The sequence below is a fragment of the Caulobacter sp. GW821-FHT11E11 genome (assembly GCF_058808315.1).
Window position 1 is genome coordinate 192,190 of record NZ_JBXARO010000006.1, and the last position, 16,828, is coordinate 209,017.

Consider the following 16,828-nt stretch of genomic DNA (forward strand, 5'->3'; position numbering starts at 1 on the left):
AGCCTCCATGCAAGCTCGCGACGCGTCCCTCGCGGGGCGCGCCGCGCGGGGGAACTAGAATTTACGGGACAGGGTCAGGCGCCACTCGCGGCCCTTGCTGGGCAGCGCACCGAGGTTGGCGTAGCTGTCGGCGTCGGGCGTGAAGTAGAGCTTGTCGAACAGGTTATCGACGTTGAGCGTGGCCGTGTACGGACCGTACTCGTAGTAGACGCTGCCGCTGGCCACCCAATAGGCGGGATAGGTCACGGCGTTCTGGACGGTGCCCGCGGTCTTGGTCACGTGGGTCACGCCCAGCGTGCCGCCGGCCTTGCCCCACTCATGCTCGTCGCTGGTATAGGCGCCGTACAGGCTGACCACCGACTTGGGGATCAGGGTGTAGTCGTAGTCGCCCGCGCGGCCTGGCAGGCTGCTGAACGCCCACACCACATAGGTGCCGCCATAGGCCTGGGCGCCCGGCACGCCGGCGGTATAGGCCGGAATGTACTGGAACGAGTTGTCGGGACCCTTCACGGTCGTGTGCTGGGTGTTGCCCGAGAAGGTGAAGCTGAAGTTCTCACTGGCCAGCCAGCGGACTTCCAGTTCCACGCCCTTGGCGCGGGTGCCCGTCGGCGTGCCGGTGATGCCGGTCAGCTGCGTGCGGTTCTGGCGGTAGCCCGCTATCGAGCCGACCAGCGTACCCTTCAGCCACTGGAACTTGAGACCCGCCTCGGCTAGGTCGCTGTTTGACAGCCAGGCGTCGCTGGCGTCGGCCACCAGGCCCGGCGCGATGTCGCCCGCCTGGCTCATCTCCAGGGCCGAGGCCTTGGCATAGGTGATGTAGGGCATGATCCCGGCCGGCGCCTTGTAGGTAGCGCTGGCGCTGTAGGTGAACTTGCCCTTGCTGGCCTTCTGCTGGCCGGCGATCTGGTAGCTGAGGAAGCCCGAGTCCTTGGACTTGACGTCGTAGTCGTCGTAGCGGCCGCCCAGCATCAGGTTCAGCTTCTCGCCGACCATGATGTCGGTCATCGCGAAGACGCCGGCCTGCTGCCACGTGCTCTTGTTGTCGTTCTCCCACTGCAGGCCCTGCACGCCAGCGGCGGTCTCAGTCGAGAACGGGCTGTCGATGATGTCGGTCGGCGTGGCGCCGAAGCTGATGTCGCGACGGTCCAGGGCGATCAGGCCGCTGTTGTAGCTCTCGCGACGACGGCCCTCGAAGCTGCGGTAGGACGCGCCGACGAATGACTTGGAGGTGATGATCCCCGCGTCGTAGGCGAAGTTGTAGGTGGCGCGCGCCTCCCACACCTTGCTGTCGAACCAAGCCGGATAGCCGTAGCTGACGAAGCGCTTGTTCTCCTGGTCGTCATAGAACAGCTGCAGCTTCAGGGCGCTGTCGGGTGTCAGCGCCTTGGCCAGGTCGAAATAGAAGGTGTTGGTGTTGGTCTTCGAGAAGTCGGCCCCGCTGATATAGACGGTGCGCGGGTCCAGCTTGGTCGTGCCGACGCCAACGTCCAGCGTGTGCAGAGCGTCCGTCGACGGGAACCCGTAGTACGCCTGGTACATGGCGCTGGAATACGGATAGAAGCCGATCTCGTTCGGCGTCAGGCGGCCGTTGCCGTCGGTGTCCTTCAGCGTCGTGTCGCGGCCGGTGAAATAGGTCTGGTTGTCGATCAGGTTCTGGGTCAGGCGGTTCCAGCCCGGCGTCTGAACATCGCCGTCCGAGTGGTACAGCATGCCGCCGAAGGCCGTCGTCCAGCCGTTGCCCAGGTCGAAATCGGCCGAGACCTCGCCGGTCTGCCGGCGCGGGTAGATCCCCTTGTAGTAGCTGTGGGAATCCTCGACCTCGCCATAGAGGTAGACCCCGCCGGTGACCGAACCGAAGTTGGCCGGCAGGCCCAGTTGGGCCGTGGCGTTCTTCTTGTTGTACGAGCCGTAGGTCAGGGTGACCTCGCCGGTGGGCTCGGTAAGATAGCCGCCCTCGTTCTTGCCCGACTTCGGAATGAAGTTGAGCATGCCGCCCACCTTGCCCGAGCCGTAGATCGGGGTCGGCGGACCGCGCACGATCTGGATCTGGTCGGCCGCGCCGATCGGGGTCGAGTAGGTCCCCCGGTTCTCGATGCGCTTGAAGCCGCGGAAGTAGTTCTCGGCCAGGGTGCCACGAATGTTCAGTGCCCCGGGCACGCCGTAGAAGCTGGCGGTGTAGGTGCCGGGCGAGACGGCGGTCAGGCCGTCGATCGTCTCGATGCCGTAGCGTTGCAGCGTCACGTCGCTGACGAAGCTTGCCGAACGCGGCGTCTCCAGCAGCGGCTTGTCGATGCCGAAGACGGTGTTGTTGGGCTGTTTCTCGATCAGCCCGGCCTTGTCGCGCGCCTTGACGATGACCTCGTCGACGGTATCGGCCGGCGTGGTGGTTTCGTCAGCAAAAGCAGCCTGCGAGTGCGCCAGCAGGACTAGGGCGGAACAACCCGCCATCAAAAGTCGATAGGTCGACATGCGGTCCTCTTTCGAGGCCATCGCGCCCACCGCCTGCGGCGGTTATCCCCAGGTCGAGGCCTCGAAACGATCATCCGCCTGTCTGGTCCGGCAGCGAGGTTCGGCGTGTGACATTTTACTGAAAATGTCGCACTCGCATGGATGTTGAGCCGTCATCGCTCTTAAAAGCCGCGCGCTGAGCGAGAAACTTGCTTCGAGGCGAACCACAGCCCCCTCAAAGCGTCCACCGGGCCGCCATACAGTGCGGGCGCCTTCGGCGCCTTGCCGTCGCGGTGGCGCGATCTGGACGAACGCACGGATCAATCTTCGCGGTTCGTATAGTTCCGGTCATCGAGAACCAAGAGTGCAAGCCTCAGGTCAGCAGCGCCTCGCGCAGCCGCGTCGCATTGGCCACCGGCGCCAGGGTGTCGCCGCCGAGATCGTCCCTCCCCCGGGCGATGTCGGCGGCGATTTTGTTATGGAGCGCCGTCGCGGAAGCCTCGCGGCGAGACCCCCGCGTGCTTGGTGAAGACCCGCGTGAAATAGGCTGGGTCGTCGAAGCCGAGGTAGTAGGCGATCTCAGCCACCGTCATGTTGGAATAGAGCAAGGCCCGCCGGGCCTCGAGCATCTTGCGATCCTGCACCAGGCTGAGCGGCGAGGCCGAGGCGACGCTTCGACACGCCGCCCCCAGGGTCCAGACCGATACGCCCAGGTCGGAGGCATAGGCCTCCAGTGCGCGGTTGGTGCGATAGCCGGCCTCGACCCGCTCGCGGAACCTAGCGACCAGGGCGGCATGAGTGTTGGGCCGCGCATTCTCCGGCGCATCGACGTGGGCGCGCAAGCGCAGCACGTCCACCAGGATGGTCAGCAGATGCGCCTCGACCGCCGCCCCGTGGCCGGGCGCCGCCCAGGTCAACTCCTTGGCCAGGCGCTTCAGGCTCTGGGCCGCGCCATGTTCAGGGCTTAGCGCCAGGGCGACAGCCTGCTGGAAGACAACCTCGAAAGCCGGCTCGCGTCCAACCAGCTCGCGCAGATAGCTGTCGGCGATCGTCAGCACCGAGCCTGTGGTCTCGGCCTCGAAGACGAAGCCATGCACCACGCGCGCCGGGGCGATCAGCAGGCAGGGCGCGGCAAACTCCACCGCCTTGCCGTCCGCCGACATGCGGCCGCCTCCCTGGGCGATGTGGAAGACGTGGTTGAGGTCGGCGTGGGCGTGCGGCCGGATGTTCCAGTCATTGGGCCGCGAGCGATCGTCCAAGGCCTCCAGATGCAGGAACTTGCCCTCGGCCACCCGAGGCGGCTCGCCGAACAGGAAAAAGCTGGGAATTTTGGATTGTGAGGCCACGCGCGCGCCCTCCTGGCGCGACAGGACCGTCTCACCCCATCCACGAAAAGTCCAACTATTCCCCCGACACATCCATCGCCACCGGCTGGGCGAGGTCTAGTCTGCTTCCAAGATCGCAGACACTGCGGCGGGAGGACATGACGCCCATGCGCACTCAGATCGCCATCATCGGCGCGGGCCCGGCGGGCATGTTCCTGGCGCACCTCCTGGCCGCCGCCGGCATCGACGCCGTCGTTCTGGAGCGCCGTGACCGGGCCTATGTCGAAGGCCGTGTCCGCGCCGGCGTGCTGGAGCAGATCACCGTCGACCTGATGGACCGCCTGGGCCTTGGCCAGCGGATGCGCCGCGAGGGCCTGGTGCACGGCGGCGCCAACCTCGCCGCCGACGGCGAGCTGTTCCGCGTCGACATGGCCGAACTGACCGGCGGCTCCACCGTGATGGTTTATGGCCAGCAGGAGGTGATGAAGGACCTGTTCGACGCGGCCGAGCCGCGCGGCCTGTCGATTATCTTCGACGCCGACGAGGTCGCCCCGCACGACATCGACACCGACGCGCCCAGCGTGACCTTCCGCCAATACGGTGTGGAGCGCCGGATCGACTGCGACTTCATCATGGGATGCGACGGCTATCATGGCGTCAGCCGCGCCGCGATCCCGGAGGCCGTGCTCAAGACCTTCGAGCGGGTCTACCCGTTCGGCTGGCTGGGCATCCTGGCGGACGTGCCGCCGTGCGATCACGAGCTGATCTATTCCAACCATGAGCGCGGCTTCGCCCTGGCCTCGATGCGCTCGCCCACCCGCAGCCGTTACTACATCCAGTGCGCCCTGGACGAGCGGATCGAGGACTGGGACGACGCGCGCTTCTGGGATGAGCTTTCGATCCGCCTGGGCCCGGAAGCCGCCGCGCGGATCACCCGTGGCCCGTCGTTCGAGAAGTCGATCGCCCCGCTGCGCAGCTTCGTCACCGAGCCCATGCGCCATGGCCGTCTATTCCTGGCCGGCGACGCGGCCCACATCGTGCCGCCCACCGGCGCCAAGGGCATGAACCTGGCCGTATCGGACGTGATCATGCTGTCCGAGGCCCTGACCGAATACTACGGCGAGCGCTCCAGCGCCGGCATCGATGGCTACTCGGCCCGCGCCCTGGCCAGGGTCTGGAAGGCCGAGCGTTTCTCGTGGTGGTTCACCGGCCTCACCCACCGCTTCCCCGACCGCGACGGCTTCGACCGCAAGATGCAGGTGGCCGAGCTCGCCTACATCCGCGGCTCCCGCGCCGCCCAGGTCACTCTCGCCGAGAACTATGTCGGCCTCCCGCTGGTCTAGGAGCATTCCGTGAAGAGCAAGATCTACGAGAGCGCCGCCGCGGCGCTGGAAGGCGTCGCCTTCGACGGCATGACCCTGATGTCCGGCGGCTTTGGCCTCTCGGGCAATCCCGAGACCCTGATCCCGGCCCTGAAGGACACGGGCGTCAAGGGCCTGACCGTGATCAGCAACAACTGCGGAGCCGACGGCTTCGGGTTGTGGATGCTGCTCAACAACGGCCAGATCAAGAAGATGATCTCCAGCTACGTCGGCGAGAACAAGCTGTTCGAGCAGCTCTATCTGTCGGGCGAGCTGGAGCTGGAACTGAACCCGCAAGGCACCCTGGCCGAACGCATCCGGGCCGGCGGCGCGGGCATCCCGGCCTTCTACACCAAGACCGGCGTCGGCACGGTGGTGGCCGAGGGCAAGCCGGTCGAGACCTTCGAGGGCGAGCCTTACGTCCGCGAGACCTGGCTGCGCGCCGACCTGGCCATCGTGAAGGCATGGAAGGCCGATCCGGAAGGCAATCTGATGTTTCGGATGACCGCCCGCAACTTCAACCCGGTGATGGCTACGGCCGGCAAGGTGACGATCGTCGAGGTCGAGGAGATCGTCGAGGCCGGCGAATTGGACGCCAACAGCATCCATACGCCGGGCATCTATGTCGATCGCATCATCCTCAGCACGATCAACGAGAAGCGCATCGAGAAACTGACGACGCGTCCGAAGGAGCAAGCGTAATGGCCTGGACCCGCGACGAGATGGCGGCCCGCGCCGCCCGTGAGCTGAAGGATGGCTTCTACGTCAACCTGGGCATCGGCATCCCGACCCTGGTGGCCAACCACATCCCCGACGGCGTGCACGTCACCCTGCAGTCCGAGAACGGCATGCTGGGCATGGGCCCCTTCCCCTACGAGGGCGAGGCCGATCCGGACCTGATCAACGCCGGCAAGCAGACGATCACCAAGCTGCCGACCTCCAGCTTCTTCGACAGCGCCCAGAGCTTCGCGATGATCCGGGGCGGCCACATCGACCTGACGGTGCTGGGCGCGATGGAAGTGGCCCAGAACGGCGACATCGCCAACTGGACCATCCCCGGCAAGATGGTGAAGGGCATGGGCGGGGCCATGGACCTGGTGGCCGGCGTCAAGCGGGTGATCGTAGTCATGGATCACGCCAACAAGGCCGGCCAGAGCAAGGTGCTCAAGCGCTGCGCCCTGCCCGTGACCGGCGCGGCCTGCGTCGACATGGTGATCACCGACCTCTGCGTCTTCGACCTGGATCGCAAAGGCGGCGGCCTGACGCTGGTCGAGCTGGCGCCGGGCGTCACGCTGGACGAGGTCAAGGCCAAGACCGAAGCCGACTTCGATGCGGGGGCCTTCGCATGAGCGCGGCCTATCTGTGTGACGGGATCCGCACGCCGATCGGCCGCTATGGCGGCGCGCTATCCAAGGTCCGCGCGGACGACCTGGCGGCGATCCCGCTGAAGGCCCTAGCCGCGCGCAACGCCGGCCTCGACCTGTCGGCCATCGACGAAGTCGTTCTCGGCTGCGCCAACCAAGCTGGCGAGGACAACCGCAACGTCGCGCGCATGGGCCTGCTGCTGGCCGGCTTCCCGGTCGAGGTCCCGGGCGTCACCGTCAACCGCCTGTGCGCCTCGGGCCTGGAGGCCATCGGCTACGCCGCCCGCGCCATCCTGTCGGGCCACAACGACCTGGTCATCGCCGGCGGTGTCGAGAGCATGAGCCGCGCCCCTTTCGTGATGGGCAAGGCCGACAGCGCCTTCGCCCGCAACGCCGAGATCTTCGACACCACCATCGGCTGGCGCTTCGTCAATCCGGCGATGCGCAAGGCTTACGGCGTCGACTCGATGCCGGAGACTGCCGAGAACGTCGCTGCCGACTACGATGTGAACCGCGAGGATCAGGACGCCTTCGCCCTGCGTAGCCAGCAGCGGGCGGCCGCAGCCCAAGCCAACGGCTTCCTGGCTGGCGAGATCACCCCGGTCGAGATCCCTGGCAAGACCGGCCCGACGATCGTCGACCGCGACGAACATCCGCGCGAGACCACGATCGAAGCGCTCACGAAGCTAAAGCCGGTCGTCCGCGAAGGCGGCACGGTCACCGCCGGCAACGCCTCCGGCGTCAATGACGGCGCGGTGACCCTGATCGTCGCCTCGGAGGACGCCGTGAAGCGCCACGGCCTGACGCCCCGCGCCCGCATCACCGGCTACGCCACGGCCGGCGTGCCGCCGCGCGTGATGGGCATCGGTCCGGTCCCGGCGGTTCAGAAGCTCCTCGCCAGGACCGGCCTCGCCATCGGCGACTTCGACACGGTCGAGCTGAACGAGGCCTTCGCCGCCCAGGGCCTCGCCGTCCTCCGCCAGCTCGGCCTGCCCGACGACGGCGCGCACGTGAACCCGAACGGCGGCGCGATTGCGCTAGGCCACCCGCTCGGCGCGTCCGGCGCACGGCTTGTGCTGACCGCCTTGCGCCAGTTGGAAGCCACTGGCGGCAAGCGCGGCCTGGCCACACTGTGCATCGGCGTCGGCCAGGGCGCCGCTCTGGCCTTCGAACGCGTCTAGGAGACCGCCATGAGCCTGATCCTGCCCTATGCCCGCGAAGACGCCGGCCAACCGCCGTCACTCTGTCCGGCCTATGGCTCGACCGTCGCGCGCTCGCCGCGCCAGCCGCTGGTCAAGATCCCCCACACCCTGACCGAGACCACCGGCCCGGCCAGCGGCTGGGAAAACCTGATGGGCGCGTCGCTGGCCGACTTGACCACCCAGCACAAGGGCGCGCCGCAAGGCCAGCGCATCGTCGTCTCCGGCCGCGTGCTGGACGAGAACGGCCGCCCCGTCCCCAACACCGTGATGGAGATCTGGCAGGCCAACGCCGCCGGCCGCTACATCCATTCCAAGGACCAGTGGGACGCCCCGCACGACCCGAACTTCACTGGCGCGGGCCGGGTGATCACCGACACCGAGGGCCGCTACAGCTATGTCACGGTGCGCCCCGGCGCCTATCCGTGGGGCAACCACCACAACGCTTGGCGGCCGTCGCACATCCACCTGTCGCTGCTGGGCCCGGCCTTCGCCACGCGCCTGGTCACCCAGATGTACTTCCCGGACGATCCGCTGATCGAGATCGACCCGATCGCCAACGCCGTGCCCCTGCCCTACCGCCAGCGCATGGTCTCGCGGTTCGACATCGAGACCACCCGGCCCAACTGGGCGCTGGGCTACCTGTTCGACGTGGTGCTGCGCGGCCGCGACGAGACGCCTTTCGAGGACGATCATCATGACTGACCAGGTCAATCCGGCCCCGCGTCTCGACAACCAGGACCCGGCCCTGTTCGGCCAGACTCCGTCCCAGACCGTCGGCCCATTCTTCCACTACGGCCTGCCCTGGAAAGGCGGCGCGGACCTGGTCGGCCAATCGGACATGGGCGCCCGCCCGGAACTCTTCTCCGAAGAGCACTACGTGCTGAACGTCTCGCCGCCGCGCGGCGCGGTCAGTGGTGAGATGATCATCCTGGAAGGCCTCGTCACCGACGCCGACGGCAAGCCCGTGCCTGACGCCATGATCGAGATCTGGCAGGCCAACGCCGCTGGCCGCTACGCCAGCCCCGACGACGGCTTCATCGGCTTTGGCCGCGCCTCGACCAGCGAAGACGGCCTCTATCGCTTCAAGACCGTGCGTCCTGGTCCGGCGCCCGGTCCCGGAAACACCCAGCAGGCCCCGCATATCGCCGTCAGCGTCTTCGGCCGTGGTGTGATCAAGCGCCTGGCCACCCGCGTCTATTTCGAGGGCGCGCCTCAGAACGCCGCCGACCCGATCCTGGCCCTGGTTCCGCCCGAACGCCGCGACACCCTGATCGCCCGCCAGCAGGACGGCGCCTGGCGCTTCGACATCGTCTTGCAAGGCGAGCGCGAAACCGTCTTCTTCGACATCTGACGAAGACGGAGTCGCCCTTGCCTTCCCTGATCCGCGACCGCTCGGCCTCCTCCGCCGCCATGCTTGCCGTCTTCGGCGACGAGGCCCTGCTGGACGCGGCCCTGCGCTTCGAGGCCTCCCTGGCTCAGGCGCAGGCGGACGTCGGGGTGATCGACCAGGCCAGCGCCGCTTGCATCCGCGCGGCCTGCGTCGAACGCCCCGACGTCGATCTTCTGGCCGAGGCCGCGGCCCACGCCGGAACCCTGGCCATCCCCCTGGTCGAGATCATCCGCAAACGGATCACCGACCCGGCCATTGCCAAACTCGTCCACAAGGCCGCGACCAGCCAGGACCTGGCCGACACCGCTCTGATGCTGCAGGCCAAGGCCGGCGCGGCTCTGGTGGTCAAGGACGCCCGTCGCCTCGCCGACGCCCTGGCGCGTCTGGCCGAGACGCACGCGGCCACGCCGATGCTCGGCCGCACCCTGCTGCAAGGCGCCCTGCCGATCACCTTCGGCCTCAAGGTCGCCGGCTGGCTGCAAGGCGTCGCGGGCGCCCTGGCCCGGTTCGAGCGCGAGACCAGCGCCATCCAGCTGCAACTGGGCGGCGCCGCGGGCTCGCTCGCCGGGCTCGATGGCCAGGCGCAGGCGGTTGTCGAACGTCTCGCCGAACTGCTCGACCTCCCCGCCGCCGACACGCCTTGGCACGCCCGCCGCGAAGGTCTGGCCGGTCTGGCCTCCAGCCTCGCCATCCTGACCGGCGCGGTCGGCAAGATCGCCGGCGACATCGCCCTGCTGGCCCAAGGCGAGGTCGCCGAGACCTTCGAACCGCGCGTCGAGGGTCGGGGCGGCTCCTCGGCCATGGCCCACAAGCGCAACCCGACCAGCTGCCAGGTCGCCCTCTCCGCCGCGATCCGCGCACCGCACCTGGCCGCCACGATTACCGCCGCCCTGCCCCAGCAGCACGAGCGCGGCCTGGGCGGCTGGCAGGCCGAGGCGCCGGTGCTGGCCGATCTGTTCCAGCTGACCCACGGCGCCCTGGCCGCCATGGCGCCGGTGATCGAAGGCCTGGAGGTCGACACCGACCGCATGGCCGCCAATCTTGCGGCCGCCCAGGTCGGCGCCGATATCGGCGAGTCCGAAGCCCTGACCTCGCGCGCCCTCGCCGCCTACCGAAAGGACCGCTGATGCCCTTCGCGACCTCGCACGGCGCCAGGATCTACTGGCGCGCAGACGGCGCGGCCGACAGGCCGGCCTTGGTGTTGCTGACCTCGATTGGCACGGACCTGTCACTGTACGATCCCGTCGTGCCGCTGCTGACGCCGGACTTCCGGGTGTTGCGGATGGACACGCGCGGCCACGGCGCCTCGGACGCGCCGGCGGGCGACTATAGTCTCGACCTGCTGGCCGACGACGTGCTGGCGGTGATGGACGCGGCGGGCGCCCAGACGGCCAGCATCGCCGGCACCTCGCTGGGCGGCATGATCGCCATGGCGCTCGCGCCGAAGGCTCCTGAGCGCGTCACCGCCCTGATCCTGGCCTGCACCTCGCCGGCCATGGATCCGTCGACCTGGGACCAGCGCCTGGCCCTGATCCGGGCCGAAGGCATGGCGTCACTGGTCGAGCCGGTGATGGGCCGGTTCTTCTCGGAAGGCTTCCGCGCTCAACACCCCGAGGTCGTCGAGACGGTGAGCGCCGGCATGCTGGCCCAGAACCCCAACGGTTATTGCGGCTGCGGCGCGGCGATCCGTGACATGGCCCTGCTGGAAGGCCTGCCCGGCATCACCGCCCCGACCCTGGTGCTGACCGGCGCCAAGGACGTCGCCACGCCGTTCGAGGGCCATGCGGAGCGCATCGTCGCCGCCGTGCCCGGCGCGCGCCATCTGGAGATCGACGGCGCCCACCTGCCCAGCCTGGAAGCCCCGACCGCCTTCGCCGGCGCCATCGGCGACTTCGTCGGCGAGGTCCTGCGCGGGACCGCCGTCCGCGACGCCAAGGATGCGCTGTTCGAGGCCGGCCTGACGACCCGCCGCAAGGTCCTGGGCGACGCCTGGGTCGACAAGTCCCTGGCCAGGCGCACGGCCTTCACCGCCGACTACCAGGCCATGATCACCCGCTACGCCTGGAACGAAGTCTGGGGTCGGCCGGGCCTGGACCACCGCACCCGGCGCCTGCTGGTGCTGGCCATCTGCGCCAGCCTCGCGCGCTGGGAGGAGTTCCGCCTGCACGTCCGGGCGGGGCTAGAGCAAGGCGGCTTCACGGTCGACGAGCTGAAGGAGGTGCTGATGCAGACGGCGATCTACGCGGGGGTACCCGCCGCCAACACCGCCTTCACAGAAGCCTCCGAAGTCATGGCCGAACTGGGCGAGACGCCCTAGTTCACGCCCTTGCTTTCGACGCGCCAGCCGGAACAAGCGCAGAGCGCGCAGTCCTTGCCGGCGAACATCGCTGCTGGGCCGCCACCCGGCCAACAACCTGTCCCTGGTCTCGACCGTGGGGACGCGCTCGAAGCTGAACGGCTATGGTCACAACCGGGCCGACTACGGCTTCATTCCCGGCGGCATCGCGCCCGGGGTCTTAGTCATCAAGCCGGACTTCCCCGAGATGATGACCGACTGGTCGTTCCTGTGGTTCGAAAGCGCGTAAACGACCCGAGCCGCCGAGCTTGCGGTAAGCCTAGCGAGCGCTGAGCACGGCGGTCGTCGTCAAGAACTGCAGCGCATCTTGCTCGACCTTGATCTGCTCCTCCTTCGGGAACTTGCCGTGCACGCCGCCCGAGACAGGGTGGAAGCGATTGAGGACACCTGCCTTGTCGAGATCGGCCTTGAGCGACGTCGAGGCTTCGTAGGGCACCGTTGGATCGGCGTCGCCATGGACGATGAACACCGGCGGCTGGCCCTTGCGGACATAGGCGGCCGGCGACATCGAGGTCCACAGCGCCTCGGGACCGCCAGCGATCCAGCGCGCCGTCGACGGGCTCTTGAAGGCGCCCGGCAGATCGGCTCGAAGGTGATAGGGGCCGTAGAAGTCGAGGATCGCCGCCACCTTCGGCTGGTCGCGGCAGGCCGGCAGATCGATGTCGTTCGTCTTGGGTAGCATGCCGGCCATCAAGGCCAGGTGCCCGCCCGCCGAGGTGCCGTAGGGCACGACCCGCTTGGCGTCGAAGCCGTAGGTCTTGGCGTTGGCCTTCACCCACGACAGGGCGCAGCGGACGTCCTGTACCGCCGCCGGGGCGGGCGCGACGTCGGTCAGGCGGTACTCGACGGTGACGACCGAGAAGCCCGCCGCCAGATAGGCGCGGAAACCGCCCCAGCCGGCGGGCTTCTCGCCTTTCCACCAGGCGCCGCCGTGGATGTAGACCAGCACCGGGCGCGGCCCTTCGAAGGCCGTGTTGCGATAGACGTCCAGATGCAGATCCTTGCCGCTGGCCTGGAGGTAGACCACGTCCTTGGTGGTCTCGGGCGTCTTCACGGACGCCCAGGCGGCGGGATCGGTCCAGGTCTGGGCGGCGACGGGAGTCGCGCCCAGCAGCAGGACGGCGGCGAGGGTCTTGGCGATCATCACGTCTCTCCCGTCAGCTCATCAACAGGCCGCCGTTGATGTCCAGATTGACCCCGGTCAGGAAGCTGGACGCGTCGCTGGCCAGATAGGCCACGGCGTCGGCGATCTCGGGCGCGCGGCCCTCTCGGCGCAGCGGGGTGCTGGCGGCGACGCGGGCGCGGACCTCGTCCTTGGAGAAGGTGTCGTGGAAGCTGGTGCCGATCATGCCCGGACACAGGGCGTTCACGCGGATCCCCTGCGGGCCCAGTTCCTTGGCCATGGCCTTGGTGAAGGTCATGATCGCGCCCTTGGCCGTGGCGTAGGCCGTGGCCCCCGGACCACCGCCGTCCTTGCCGGCCTGGGAGGACAGGTTCACGATCGCCGAGCCCTCGGCCATGTGCGGCACAACCGCCTTGGTCGCCAGGAATACCGAGCTCAGGTTCAGCCGCAGGACGTGGTCGAAGAAGGTCTCGTCCATCTCGCCCAGCGTCTTGCGGGCGACCATGCCGCCGGCGACGTTGACCAGCGCGCCGATGGGGCCGCCGAAGGTCGACAAAGCCGCATCGACCAACGCCTGGACGTCGGCGGCGGAGGTCATGTCCCCCTTCAGGATGAGCGCCCGGCCGCCGGCCGCCTCGATCTCGGCCAGGGTCGCCTTGGCGCCCTCCTCGCTGCCGAAATAGTTGATGGCGACATTGGCCCCTTCCGCCGCCAGCTTCAGCGAGACGGCCTTGCCGATATCGCGCGCGCCGCCGGTGACGATGACGGTCTTGTTGGTGAGGGGCATCAGGAATTCACTCCGTTGGTAGCGCGGGCCGCGAGGGCGGGATCGACGAGGCGTTCGCCCCGGCCGCCCAAGAGCCAGATGGACAGGATGGAAAGAGGAACCAGGCTGGCGCCCATGATGAAGACGGGGGCGTAGCTGACCTTGGTGGCGACCGGGACGATCCAGGTGGTGATCAGCACCCCGGCCACGGCGGCGGTGCCGCTGATCCCGGCCAGCGAACCGACCGATCGGGGCAGGTAGTCGCTGGGCAGGGTCTGTATGTTGTTGATGGCGATCTGGAAGCCGAACAGGATCACGGCGATCAGCAGCACCGCGTGCAGCGGCGTGGAGGCGCCGATGGTCAGCAGCAAGGCCGGCAACATGAAGACGCCGCCCAGGGTGATCGCCCACTTGCGCGCCTTGACCGGGCGCCAGCCGCGACCGATCAGCCAGCCGGAGATCCAGCCGCCGAACAGGCTGCCCGCCGCCGCCCCGACATAGGGCACCCAGCCGAACAGGCCGATCTGCTTGATGTCGAAGCCGAAGCGCTCGGCCAGATAGATCGGCAGCCACGAGACGAACAGCCACCAGACCGGATCGATGAAGAAGCGCGCCAGGATCAGGCCCCAGGCCTCGCGATGGCGCAGCAGACCCGACCACGTCGGCTTGTACTCGACCTCGGCCTCGCCCGCCGTCGGACGTTGGCCCGTCAGGATGTGCTGGCGCTCCTCGTCCGACAGCCAAGGATGATCCTCGGGCGCGGCGCGGCAGACGATGGCCCACGGCACGACCCAGAGCACGCCCAGCACGCCGATGACCAGGAAGGTCGCCCGCCAGCCGAAGGTCAGGAAAAGCCAGGCGATCAGCGGCGCCGAGATGATCGCCCCGACCGAGGCGCCGGCGTTGAAGATGCCTTGGGCAAAGGCGCGCTCACGCACCGGGAACCACTCGGCATTGGCCTTGGCCGCGCCGGGCCAGTTGCCCGCCTCGCTGACGCCCAGCGCCGCGCGCAGGACGCCCAGGGTCAGCACCGATCGCGCCACCGAATGCAGCGCGATCGAGGCCGACCAGGCCAGGATCGACAGCATGAAGCCAAGCCGCGTGCCCAAGGCGTCGAAGATCTTGCCGAAGATGGTCTGGCCGGCGGCGTACGACAGCATGAAGCAGGTCAGGATGAGCGCGTACTCTTCCTTGCCGACGCCCATGTCCTTGGAAATCTGCGGCCACATCACGGCCAGCGCGTTGCGATCGATGTAGTTGATCACCGTGGCCAGCCCGACTAGCCCGACGATCAGCCAGCGAAGTCCCTTGATCTTCACGGCGCGCCTCATTGTTCGCGAACGGCCAGGCCGGAGAAGCCGGTCCAGGCATAGGCGCCGGTCGGGGTGGTGACCCGGTGACGCTTGGCGGCATCGGGATCCCAGGAGACGCCGATGGTCAGGGTCTTGCCCGACGACAGGCGGATGGTGACGAGATCGGCGCCGTTCTCGGACGCGCGCTCCACACCCTTCACGGCGGCGATTGTGTCGCGGGCGTATTCCTCGGCGGCGCTGTACGAACCGTGCGCCTCCAGGACCCCGGCCAGCACGAAGCCGTCGCGGTCGTCCCCGCGCAGGATGACGGCCCGCTCGTTGCGGAGGTTGTAGTCCGGGTCGTTGGCGCCCAGCTCGGTCAGCACCGCCTGATCGACATCGGCCGAGGCGAAGACGTAGTCGTAGAACCGGCCCTCGTTGAACCAGGCCACGCGCCCTGTCCCTTTCACCGGCGCCCGGCCGCGGTCCCACAGGTGCTGGTAGCCGTAGGCCTTGCCCAGCGGCTTCAGCTCGCTGGTCCCGCCCTGGAACTTCAGGCCGGAGTCGACGAGCTGACCGGCATAGTGCAGCGGCAAGTCGAAGCGATGCTTGCCACCGCCTTCGGCGCGGACAAGGTCCAGCACGATCGGCCGTCCGGTCTCCGGTCGATTGATCAGGGCCATGGCGCGGCGGTAGCGAACGCCGGGCCAGGCGTCGTCGATGGTCGCGGCGGTCATCTGGATCCCGTCCTTGGCGTCGAACGCCAGGATGGTCGGCCAGTGCGCCTCGCCGACATCGGCGTCGGCGCCGAACTGGCTCTTCTCGTCGACCACCAGGGTGTTGTGGGCCACCGTCTGCTGGGCCCAGCTGTCGTTCTCCGGCAGATAGCGCCCGCCCGCCTTGGCCTCGACGTTCAGGAAGCGGGCCGCGCCGTAATCGGTCAGCACCTCGCGTCCGGCGTCGTAGAACTGCCAGGACAGCTTGTCGAAATGGCCGTGGCCCATGCCCTGGGACGTGGCCTTAAACACCAGCGCCTGGTCCTTGGCCTTCGGGCCTGAACGCAGGACGACCAGCGCGCCCTTATCGCCCTTGGCCCCGTCGCGCAGCTTCATCGAGGCGAACGGGAACGGCTTTGCCTCTCCTCGGGCGATGGCGGCGGCGACCTCCAGGCCTTCGGGGCTCAGAACGACAGCGTCCTGCTGGATTGCGATCGACAACAGCGCCGGGTCGTGGGTCGCGGCGTAGGTCACCGCCACGCCATGGACCAGCTCGGGCGTGTCGATGCCCTTGTCCCTCATGGCGTCGTTGATCGGAAACAGCAGGCCGGCATAGCTCTGCTGGATGTTGGCGTAGACGGCCTTGCGCAGCACGCCATCGCGGTAGTCGAGGATCTTGCGCGACGGCTCGTGGCTCTGGATCGATTGGGCGAACAGCAGGAACGGCGACAGGGCGTAGCGCTGGTAGTATGGCCCCTCTGCATAGTAGCCGTCGGGCGAGAACAGCTCGTCCAGCTGCTTGTAGAAGCCCGACTTGCCCGAGACGTCCAAGCCGTACAGCGCCTGCTTGACCAGCCCCTGGTCGCCGATCGCGTAGCCCGTCATGCCGACCGCCGCGAGCGCCCAGGTGCCGTGGTTGTGGATGCTGTCGAAGGTCGAGGCCGAGCCGGTCGATAGGAATGCGGCCATCGGTCGGAACACGCCCGCCTCGATCGTCGCGCGGTCGGCGGCGGGAATGGCGTCCTTGACCGCCTCGTAGCCCTGGATCGAATTGACCAGCCAGACACTGTCGTTCAGCACCTGCCAGAACAGCCGGCCCGGCTTCTGGTTGGCGCGTTTGGGATGCGGCGGCAGCGACGGGTAGAGCTTGGCGTAGTCCAGAAGCACCCGTTTCACGAGATCGGCATAGGCTTGGTCGCCGGTCTGCCGGTACAGCATCCCCGCCTCGTAGATCAGGCGATAGTTGTCCTTGTGCCGCTCGTGCGTGTAGCCGCCGCCGGCGTCGGCCGGGACCGGCACGTCGATGGTCTTGCGCAGTTGCGGATCGACGAAGGCGTGGCTCTTGGCCAGGGTGGCGGCGAACAGCGGCGGGACCTGAGCGGCGGAGGCCGGAGAGACCTTGGGCGGCGTCGCGGCGGCGGCCTGGCCGGCCAGGGCCAGGACCGCAAGGCCGGCGCAGAGGTGAAGGCGAAACTTGGACATGAC

At 68.2% G+C, this 16,828-nt stretch carries 15 protein-coding genes; 9 read left to right on the forward strand and 6 right to left on the reverse strand.

Annotation, left to right across the window (positions count from 1 at the left end; translation table 11 throughout):
• Positions 1-54: 54 nt before the first annotated feature.
• Together AC1RR5_RS16460 and AC1RR5_RS16465 are read right to left on the reverse strand one after the other, a co-directional pair.
• On the reverse strand, positions 55-2,469 hold the full coding sequence (locus AC1RR5_RS16460) for a TonB-dependent siderophore receptor (RefSeq protein WP_492922989.1): 2,415 nt from the start codon (positions 2,467-2,469) through the stop codon (positions 55-57).
• 455 nt (positions 2,470-2,924) lie between these two features.
• Entirely contained in the window at positions 2,925-3,794 is an 870-nt protein-coding gene (locus AC1RR5_RS16465) for a helix-turn-helix domain-containing protein (RefSeq protein ID WP_492922990.1), read from the reverse strand.
• Between the two features lie 146 nt (positions 3,795-3,940).
• On the opposite strand from AC1RR5_RS16465, the gene pobA reads away from it, so the two are divergent.
• The 9 genes from pobA to AC1RR5_RS16510 all read left to right on the forward strand — a co-directional run bounded on the left by pobA (position 3,941) and on the right by AC1RR5_RS16510 (position 11,675).
• Positions 3,941-5,116, forward strand: a complete 1,176-nt coding sequence (pobA, locus tag AC1RR5_RS16470; RefSeq protein ID WP_492922992.1) for a 4-hydroxybenzoate 3-monooxygenase — start codon at positions 3,941-3,943, stop codon at positions 5,114-5,116.
• 9 nt (positions 5,117-5,125) lie between these two features.
• Entirely contained in the window at positions 5,126-5,836 is a 711-nt protein-coding gene (locus AC1RR5_RS16475; RefSeq protein ID WP_492922994.1) for a CoA transferase subunit A, read from the forward strand.
• The gene (locus AC1RR5_RS16480; protein ID WP_492922996.1) at positions 5,836-6,483 is read left to right on the forward strand and encodes a CoA transferase subunit B; all 648 of its coding nucleotides are present in this window, start codon (positions 5,836-5,838) and stop codon (positions 6,481-6,483) included. The genes AC1RR5_RS16475 and AC1RR5_RS16480 overlap by 1 nt, the downstream gene beginning before the upstream one ends.
• The gene (gene pcaF / locus AC1RR5_RS16485; RefSeq protein WP_492922998.1) at positions 6,480-7,679 is read left to right on the forward strand and encodes a 3-oxoadipyl-CoA thiolase; all 1,200 of its coding nucleotides are present in this window, start codon (positions 6,480-6,482) and stop codon (positions 7,677-7,679) included. The genes AC1RR5_RS16480 and pcaF overlap by 4 nt, the downstream gene beginning before the upstream one ends.
• 9 nt (positions 7,680-7,688) lie before the next feature.
• Entirely contained in the window at positions 7,689-8,402 is a 714-nt protein-coding gene (pcaH, locus tag AC1RR5_RS16490) for a protocatechuate 3,4-dioxygenase subunit beta (RefSeq protein ID WP_492923000.1), read from the forward strand.
• Positions 8,395-9,051: a protocatechuate 3,4-dioxygenase subunit alpha gene (gene pcaG / locus AC1RR5_RS16495; protein ID WP_492923002.1), complete on the forward strand. Its 657-nt coding sequence runs from the start codon at positions 8,395-8,397 to the stop codon at positions 9,049-9,051. The genes pcaH and pcaG overlap by 8 nt, the downstream gene beginning before the upstream one ends.
• A gap of 17 nt (positions 9,052-9,068) precedes the next feature.
• Complete coding sequence (gene pcaB / locus AC1RR5_RS16500) at positions 9,069-10,217, forward strand: 3-carboxy-cis,cis-muconate cycloisomerase (protein WP_492923004.1); 1,149 nt, start codon at positions 9,069-9,071, stop codon at positions 10,215-10,217.
• Positions 10,217-11,407 carry a bifunctional 3-oxoadipate enol-lactonase/4-carboxymuconolactone decarboxylase PcaDC gene (gene pcaDC / locus AC1RR5_RS16505; protein ID WP_492923006.1) on the forward strand — a complete coding sequence of 397 codons (1,191 nt, stop codon included), beginning with the start codon at positions 10,217-10,219 and terminating at the stop codon, positions 11,405-11,407. Before pcaB ends, pcaDC begins: the two co-directional genes overlap by 1 nt.
• A gap of 115 nt (positions 11,408-11,522) precedes the next feature.
• Positions 11,523-11,675 carry a hypothetical protein gene (locus AC1RR5_RS16510; protein WP_492923008.1) on the forward strand — a complete coding sequence of 51 codons (153 nt, stop codon included), beginning with the start codon at positions 11,523-11,525 and terminating at the stop codon, positions 11,673-11,675.
• Between the two features lie 30 nt (positions 11,676-11,705).
• On the opposite strand, the gene AC1RR5_RS16515 is transcribed toward AC1RR5_RS16510, so the two are convergent.
• Genes AC1RR5_RS16515 through AC1RR5_RS16530 form a run of 4 tightly spaced genes read right to left on the reverse strand, consistent with a single transcriptional unit; the run spans position 11,706 to position 16,825 of the window.
• Positions 11,706-12,590, reverse strand: a complete 885-nt coding sequence (locus AC1RR5_RS16515) for an alpha/beta hydrolase fold domain-containing protein (protein ID WP_492923010.1) — start codon at positions 12,588-12,590, stop codon at positions 11,706-11,708.
• Positions 12,591-12,603: 13 nt separating this feature from the next.
• The gene (locus tag AC1RR5_RS16520; protein WP_492923012.1) at positions 12,604-13,356 is read right to left on the reverse strand and encodes an SDR family NAD(P)-dependent oxidoreductase; all 753 of its coding nucleotides are present in this window, start codon (positions 13,354-13,356) and stop codon (positions 12,604-12,606) included.
• The gene (locus tag AC1RR5_RS16525; RefSeq protein WP_492923014.1) at positions 13,356-14,654 is read right to left on the reverse strand and encodes an MFS transporter; all 1,299 of its coding nucleotides are present in this window, start codon (positions 14,652-14,654) and stop codon (positions 13,356-13,358) included. The genes AC1RR5_RS16520 and AC1RR5_RS16525 overlap by 1 nt, the downstream gene beginning before the upstream one ends.
• An 8-nt stretch (positions 14,655-14,662) precedes the next feature.
• On the reverse strand, positions 14,663-16,825 hold the full coding sequence (locus tag AC1RR5_RS16530; protein WP_492923016.1) for an alginate lyase family protein: 2,163 nt from the start codon (positions 16,823-16,825) through the stop codon (positions 14,663-14,665).
• Positions 16,826-16,828 lie beyond the last annotated feature (3 nt).

Bases quoted from the DNA above. Each gene is read 5' to 3' on its own strand.
- pcaDC (WP_492923006.1), top strand. From the start codon at position 10,217: ATGCCCTTCGCGACCTCGCACGGCGCCAGGATCTACTGGCGCGCAGAC.
- pobA (WP_492922992.1), top strand. From the start codon at position 3,941: ATGCGCACTCAGATCGCCATCATCGGCGCGGGCCCGGCGGGCATGTTC.
- AC1RR5_RS16520 (WP_492923012.1), bottom strand. From the start codon at position 13,356: ATGCCCCTCACCAACAAGACCGTCATCGTCACCGGCGGCGCGCGCGAT.
- AC1RR5_RS16480 (WP_492922996.1), top strand. From the start codon at position 5,836: ATGGCCTGGACCCGCGACGAGATGGCGGCCCGCGCCGCCCGTGAGCTG.
- pcaH (WP_492923000.1), top strand. From the start codon at position 7,689: ATGAGCCTGATCCTGCCCTATGCCCGCGAAGACGCCGGCCAACCGCCG.
- pcaG (WP_492923002.1), top strand. From the start codon at position 8,395: ATGACTGACCAGGTCAATCCGGCCCCGCGTCTCGACAACCAGGACCCG.
- AC1RR5_RS16460 (WP_492922989.1), bottom strand. From the start codon at position 2,469: ATGTCGACCTATCGACTTTTGATGGCGGGTTGTTCCGCCCTAGTCCTG.
- AC1RR5_RS16530 (WP_492923016.1), bottom strand. From the start codon at position 16,825: ATGTCCAAGTTTCGCCTTCACCTCTGCGCCGGCCTTGCGGTCCTGGCC.
- AC1RR5_RS16515 (WP_492923010.1), bottom strand. From the start codon at position 12,590: ATGATCGCCAAGACCCTCGCCGCCGTCCTGCTGCTGGGCGCGACTCCC.
- pcaF (WP_492922998.1), top strand. From the start codon at position 6,480: ATGAGCGCGGCCTATCTGTGTGACGGGATCCGCACGCCGATCGGCCGC.